5 protein-coding genes and 1 tRNA gene are annotated in these 6,684 nt (G+C 50.0%); all 6 read left to right on the forward strand.

The features are described from left to right. Positions 1–79 precede the first annotated feature (79 nt). The 6 genes from ACTHS4_RS10870 to ACTHS4_RS10895 all read left to right on the forward strand — a co-directional run bounded on the left by ACTHS4_RS10870 (position 80) and on the right by ACTHS4_RS10895 (position 6,684). Entirely contained in the window at positions 80–1,768 is a 1,689-nt protein-coding gene (locus ACTHS4_RS10870; protein WP_070826427.1) for a glutamine--tRNA ligase/YqeY domain fusion protein, read from the forward strand. 74 nt (positions 1,769–1,842) lie between these two features. Next, on the forward strand, positions 1,843–2,598 hold the full coding sequence (locus ACTHS4_RS10875) for a BPSS1780 family membrane protein (protein WP_070826428.1): 756 nt from the start codon (positions 1,843–1,845) through the stop codon (positions 2,596–2,598). A 57-nt stretch (positions 2,599–2,655) separates the two neighbouring features. Continuing rightward, on the forward strand, positions 2,656–3,558 hold the full coding sequence (locus ACTHS4_RS10880) for a DMT family transporter (RefSeq protein WP_070826429.1): 903 nt from the start codon (positions 2,656–2,658) through the stop codon (positions 3,556–3,558). A gap of 245 nt (positions 3,559–3,803) precedes the next feature. After that, positions 3,804–5,063: a transcription termination factor Rho gene (gene rho, locus ACTHS4_RS10885; RefSeq protein ID WP_003680905.1), complete on the forward strand. Its 1,260-nt coding sequence runs from the start codon at positions 3,804–3,806 to the stop codon at positions 5,061–5,063. Positions 5,064–5,119: 56 nt separating this feature from the next. After that, the gene (locus tag ACTHS4_RS10890) at positions 5,120–6,478 is read left to right on the forward strand and encodes a deoxyguanosinetriphosphate triphosphohydrolase (RefSeq protein WP_371460520.1); all 1,359 of its coding nucleotides are present in this window, start codon (positions 5,120–5,122) and stop codon (positions 6,476–6,478) included. 132 nt (positions 6,479–6,610) lie between these two features. After that, a tRNA-Arg gene (locus ACTHS4_RS10895) sits at positions 6,611–6,684 on the forward strand.

A 6,684-nucleotide genomic window follows, 5' to 3' on the forward strand; every position in this document is an offset into this window, starting at 1 on the left:
TTCCATTCCTTTCAGACGGCCTGATTGAATGCTCAGGCCGTCTGAAAACAGAAAATCATTTTCCCATCAAAGAAATATTATGTTGAATAAAGACCAATTCGCGGACAACCACTTTATCCGCACCATCATCGATGAAGACCTCAAAAGCGGTAAACATACAGCCATCCAAACCCGTTTCCCGCCCGAGCCGAACGGTTATTTGCACATCGGCCACGCCAAATCCATCTGCCTGAACTTCGGTTTGGCTTATATTTATGATGGTTTGTGCAACCTGCGTTTTGACGATACCAACCCCGAAAAAGAAAACGACGAATACGTCAATGCCATCAAAGAAGACGTTGAGTGGCTCGGTTTTCATTGGGCGGGCGAGCCGCGTTTTGCTTCCAACTATTTCGACCAGCTTTACGACTACGCCGTCGGTTTAATCAAAGACGGCAAAGCGTATGTTGATGATTTGACCCCTGAAGAAATGCGCGAATACCGCGGTACGCTGACCGAAGCGGGTAAAAACAGCCCTTACCGCGACCGCAGTATCGAAGAAAACCTCGACCTGTTCACACGCATGAAAAACGGCGAGTTTCCCGACGGCAGCAAAACCTTGCGTCTGAAAATCGATATGGCGGCAGGCAACATCAATATGCGCGACCCCGTCATCTACCGCATCCGCCGCGCCCATCACCACAACACCGGCGACAAATGGTGCATCTATCCGATGTACGACTACACACATTGCATTTCCGATGCCATCGAAGGAATCACGCATTCTTTGTGTACGCTTGAATTTGAAGCACACCGTCCGCTGTACGACTGGGTGTTGGACAACATTCCTGCGCCGCACGCTACCCGTCCGCGCCAATACGAGTTTTCCCGTTTGGAGCTTCTGTATTCCATCACCTCCAAACGCAAGCTGAACCAACTGGTTTCAGACGGCCACGTTGCCGGCTGGGATGATCCGCGTATGCCGACCATTTCTGGTATGCGCCGCCGCGGTTACACGCCCGAAGGCCTGCGCTTGTTTGCCAAACGCGCCGGTATTTCCAAATCTGAAAACGTGGTCGATATGAGCGTGTTGGAAGGCGCGATTCGCGAAGAGCTGGAAAACTCCGCGCCGCGCCTGATGGCGGTTTTGAATCCGCTCAAAGTGACCCTGACCAACTTTGAAGCCGGTAGAACCCAAAGCCGCCGTGCCGCGTTCCATCCGAACCACGAAGAAATGGGCGATCGTGAAGTGCCTATTTCACAAACCATCTACATCGAAGCCGACGACTTTGCCGAAAATCCGCCTAAAGGCTTCAAACGCCTGATTCCCGGCGGCGAAGTGCGCTTGCGCCACGGCTATGTCATCAAGTGCGATGAAGTAGTAAAAGACGAATCAGGCAATGTGGTTGAACTCAAATGCAGCATCGATCACGATACCTTGGGCAAAAATCCCGAAGGCCGCAAAGTCAAAGGCGTGATTCACTGGGTGTCTGCCGAACACGCTGCCGAAATCAAAGTCCGCCTGTATGACCGCCTCTTTACCGTCGAGCGTCCCGATGCCGTGCGCGGCGAAGACGGCAACTATCTGCCGTTCACCGATTTCCTCAACCCTGAATCCATCAAGGAAATCACCGCCTACGCCGAGCCTGTCGCAAAAGATCTGCCGGCAGAAAGCCGTTGGCAGTTCGAGCGTATCGGCTACTTCGTAACCGACCGCAAAGATCACAGCAAAGACACGCCGGTGTTTAACCGCACTGTGACACTGAAAGATTCTTGGCAGGCAAAATAATTGGTAAGAAGGCAGTCAGTATGCACTGGCTGCCTTTATTGTGTTTAAATTTTTGATTTTATAATAGGAATTTTATGGAAAACCAAATACCCACTTCACAGGAAGTTCGATATCACGAACCCAAACGCCTTCCTGCTTCTGCAGGCATCAAGTGGATTACCGACGCTTTCGGTATTTTCAAACTTCATCCGTGGAAATGGATAGGCGTATTATTGGCTTATATGATCGTAGGCTTTGTGGTTTCTATTATTGACTTACTAGGAATTAATGCGCTTTCTAGTTTAAAAGGTATTGTATTCAGCTGGGTGGGTTCATGCTTAGTAGGCGGAGCTATGTATGTTGCTAACAATATCAATAATGGAAAAGCATTTGATGTGAAAGATTTTTTTATTGTTTTTTTAGATAAAAAAATGAGTTTTTTCATTTTATTGTTACTTCAGGTGCTGTTCAGTATAGCTGTTAGTTTGCTTATCATTCCGCTATATTTTGCAGGTCATTGGGCAATGATGATAGGTGTTGTATTGATTGTTATTGTCCTTTTGTCTATATTTTTATTAACCCCCGCTTTGATTGTTTTAGATGGTCTGAAGCCATGGGAGGCTATTAAAGCTAATGTTAAAGCGGCTATGTGTAATATTCCTGCAATATTAGTTTATGTTGTAGGTGTGGCTCTCTATTCTTTTATGTGGGGCGTATTAGGCAGTATGTTAGGCCAGTGGATTATCATGATCATACTTTTACTATTCCTACCTGTCAGCGCAGTTTTACTGCTGGCTCCTTATATTGCTTACCGCAGTATTTACCCTAATGGTCGTATTGTGAAATCCTAAGTGGATAAAGGCCGTCTGAAACATTTTCAGACGGCCTTTGTCGATAAAAGGAATGAGATGGAACGTTATTCTGTACATTTGAAACTGCTGGGGATGGCGGTGCTGTGGGGCGCGTCTTGGCCGATGGGGCGGATGCTGGGGCAGTCGCTGCCGCCGCTGACGGGCGGGGCGGTTCGGTTTGTACTGGCTTCGGTTTTGTTGTTGGGCTGGTTGTTTGCGCGCAGCAGGTTTGCAACTTTGGCAGCTTTGTCGGCGCGGCAATGGCTGGGTTTGACGGCGGCTGCTTCCGTCGGCGTGTGCGGCTATGCGGTGTTTTTTATGCTGGGTTTGCAGACTATGCCGGCAGGTAAGGCGGCGGTGGTCGTGGCAGTGAACCCCGTGCTGACGCTGCTGTTGGCAACTTGGTTTTTCGGCGAGCGTTTAAATGCGAAGATTTTGGCGGGTATGCTGCTGGCGGTCGGCGGTGCCATTATGGTGGTAACGCAAGGGCAGCCGTTGACAGTGTTATCGGGCGGCATCAAGGCAGGAGAGTGGCTGATTTTCGGTTGCGTGGTTTGTTGGGCGGCTTATACTTTAATTGGTCGCGCGGTTTTGCGCGGGATAGACGCGCTGACGGTAACGATGGCAACTTCGTTCATCGGCGCTCTGATGTTGTCGGTGGTGGCGTTGTGGATGGACGGAATGCCGTTTGAGGCGATAGCGGCAATGGATGGGCGAGGTTGGACAGCCTTGGCGTGGCTGGTCATCGGTGCGACGGTATTGGCCTATGCGTGGTATTTTGAAGGCGTGAAGACTTTGGGTGCAGGCAGCGCGGCAGCGTATATTACGCTTGTGCCGATTTTCGGTGTGCTGTCTTCGGCGTGGTTTTTGGGCGAACCGCTGCATATTTCGCTGATTGCAGGCTGCGCGGCGGCGGTCGGCGGCATGATGCTGATGCGGTACGGGCAGAAGGCCGTCTGAAGTTGGGTAAATACTCGGATTTTTGATGATAAGATTGCGGTTGCCACGTTACTTCCAGCCGTAATCTTATTGAAGGATAAGACCAAGGTCTCGGCCTCAGTGTTCGATTTAAAAATTTGACACCCTGCCTCCAACTGCCTAAAATTCAACTTTCTCAAAAATCTACCGTATCCTGCGGCACGATTTCATACTTTCAGACGGCCTTCGTGCCATCTCTCTGATACCATTCAAAATATATCAATACTATGCACGTTTCAGAACTCCAAACCCTCCACATTTCTAAACTCTTGGAAATGGCAGAAGAACATGGCATTGAAAACGCCAACCGTTTCCGCAAACAAGACCTCGTTTTTGCCATCGTCCGCCAGATGATGAAGCAAAATGTCAGCTTTACCTGTTCCGGCACACTCGAAATCCTGCCCGACGGCTTCGGTTTCTTGCGCAGCGCAGATACTTCTTACCTTGCCGGCCCTGATGATATTTATGTTTCGCCCACGCAAATCCGCCGCTTCAATCTGCACACCGGTGACACCATCGAAGGCAGCGTGCGCGTGCCTAAAGACAATGAGCGTTATTTCGCACTTGTCCGCCTTGATACCATCAACGGCGATCAACCCGAAGTCTGCAAACACAAAATCCTCTTTGAAAACCTCACGCCTTTATTCCCAACCGAACAATTCAAACTCGAGCGCGACATCAAAGCCGAAGAGAATCTGACCGGCCGAGCCATCGACTTGGTTTCCCCAATCGGTAAAGGCCAACGTGCATTGTTGGTTGCGCCGCCTAAAACCGGTAAAACCGTGATGTTGCAAAACATTGCCCACGCCATTACCGCCAATTATCCCGATGTCGAGCTGATTGTCCTGTTGATTGACGAGCGTCCGGAGGAAGTGACCGAGATGAGCCGTTCTGTACGCGGCGAAGTGGTTTCCTCTACGTTTGACGAACCTGCGCAACGCCATGTACAAGTGGCCGAGATGGTGATTGAAAAAGCCAAACGCATGGTCGAACACAAAAAAGACGTGGTGATTCTGCTGGATTCGATTACCCGTTTGGCGCGCGCCTACAATACCGTCGTGCCGACTTCGGGCAAAATTCTGACCGGCGGTGTCGATGCCAACGCTTTGCACCGTCCGAAACGCTTTTTCGGCGCAGCGCGTAATGTGGAAGAGGGCGGTTCGCTTACCATTATTGCGACAGCGCTTGTTGAAACCGGCAGCCGCATGGACGACGTGATTTACGAAGAGTTCAAAGGCACGGGCAATATGGAATTGCACCTTGACCGCCGCATGGCAGAAAAACGCCTGTTCCCGGCGATCAGCATTAATAAATCCGGTACGCGCCGCGAAGAATTGCTGGTGCCGAACGATCAGTTGCAACGTATGTGGCTCTTGCGCAAATTCCTGCATCCTATGGACGAAATCGAAGCGACCGAGTTTTTGGTGGGCAAACTCAAAGACTCCAAAAACAATGACGATTTCTTTGAATTGATGCGCGGTAAATAAGCATAAGGCCGTCTGAACATGTTTCAGACGGCCTTTACTTTGCTTGAGGAATCTTTATGACCATCCGAATGAATTGGCAAAACTTATTGTCCACCCAACGCTTCCGTACCAAAAACGGCGAAATTGTGCCGACCGTTACCCCTTCGACCCAGGAAGGTGCCGATGCCTTGCGTACGGATTTTCACATCGACTACGACCGAGTCGTTTTTTCCGGAGCCTTCCGCCGCCTTGGCCGTAAAACGCAGGTACATCCGCTGGCGCAACACGATTTGACGCACAACCGCCTGACACACAGTGTTGAAGTTGCCAGCGTGGGCAGGAGCTTGGGCAACCGCGTAGGCGTGATGTTGCATAACGGCGGTTTTTTGCCGCAGGAAAATACGCCCAGCGATATTGGTGCCGTGGTGCAGGTTGCCTGTTTGGCGCATGATTTGGGCAATCCGCCGTTTGGTCATACCGGCGAAGATGCTTTGCGTGATTGGTTCAGACGGCCTGAACATCAAATTTATCTGAACACATTAAACGAAGCGGAACGCAACGATATTCAAACCTATGAAGGCAATGCGCATAGCCTGCGTATCGTCGCCAGCCTTGAAATGTATCCGGAGGCGGGCGGAATGCGCCTGACTGCGGCAGCCATTGGCGCATTGCTGAAGTATCCGTGGACAACGCAACATCCAAACGGCAGAAAGAAATTCAATATTTATCAAACCGAGTTGCCGTTTATCCGTCAAGTTGCCGACGAATTGGGACTGGTTTCCGCAGGAGCAGACAGCTGGGCGCGCCATCCTTTGTCTTATTTGATGGAGGCCGCCGACGATATTTGCTATGCCTTGCTGGACTTGGAAGATGCCGTTGAATTGGATTTGCTCACGGATACGGAAGTGGAGAGTATCTTGTCCGAGCTGACCTTTGCCGAAAGTGCATGGCACGCCAGTTCCAGCCGTCAGCGTTGCGCTATGTTGCGCGGCATTGCGATTGGCAAGGCGATTGATGATGTTGCGCAAACCTTTATGCTGCATCAGTCTGATTTACTGGATGGAACATTCAAAGGCAAAGACTTGCTTGCTCTGTGTAGCCCGCAAGTGCAAAACACTTTGGCAAAAGCGAAAGAATTGGCGCAAACACGGATTTTCCGCCATCACACCAAGCTCTTGACCGAAATCGCCACGTTCCCATGCTTAGGCTCCATCTTGGATTTGCTCGTCCCTGCCGCCTATGCCCTGATTGCAGAAAAACAATTGGCAACGCGTCAGTCTTTGGCGTTGGAATTATTGAAAAAGCACAATCCGATTCTTCCTGAAGACAGTCTGTATCAGGCTTATATGAAAATTTTGGATTTTGTCGGTGGTATGACCGATAATTCCGCCGCCAAAATGGCGCAGGATTTGTCAGGAGTAGGGATTTTACGTTAGTTTTATATTGTTTAACTTCAATTAGTTAAATAAAAATATAAAAAATATCTGCGAAAAGAGTAGACAGGTTTCGGCAAAGCCTATATTATTCGGTCTTCTTGATTCACAACGCACTTGCGAAGTGATGAGGATGCACCCGTAGCTCAGTTGGATAGAGTATCTGGCTACGAACCAGAGGGTCGGGCGTTCGAATCGCTCCGGGTGCG

It is taken from the genome of Neisseria sp. P0014.S009, from assembly GCF_051958155.1.
GTDB lineage: Bacteria > Pseudomonadota > Gammaproteobacteria > Burkholderiales > Neisseriaceae > Neisseria > Neisseria flavescens_C.

Bases quoted from the DNA above. Each gene is read 5' to 3' on its own strand.
- ACTHS4_RS10870 (WP_070826427.1), top strand. From the start codon at position 80: ATGTTGAATAAAGACCAATTCGCGGACAACCACTTTATCCGCACCATC.
- ACTHS4_RS10875 (WP_070826428.1), top strand. From the start codon at position 1,843: ATGGAAAACCAAATACCCACTTCACAGGAAGTTCGATATCACGAACCC.
- ACTHS4_RS10880 (WP_070826429.1), top strand. From the start codon at position 2,656: ATGGAACGTTATTCTGTACATTTGAAACTGCTGGGGATGGCGGTGCTG.
- rho (WP_003680905.1), top strand. From the start codon at position 3,804: ATGCACGTTTCAGAACTCCAAACCCTCCACATTTCTAAACTCTTGGAA.
- ACTHS4_RS10890 (WP_371460520.1), top strand. From the start codon at position 5,120: ATGACCATCCGAATGAATTGGCAAAACTTATTGTCCACCCAACGCTTC.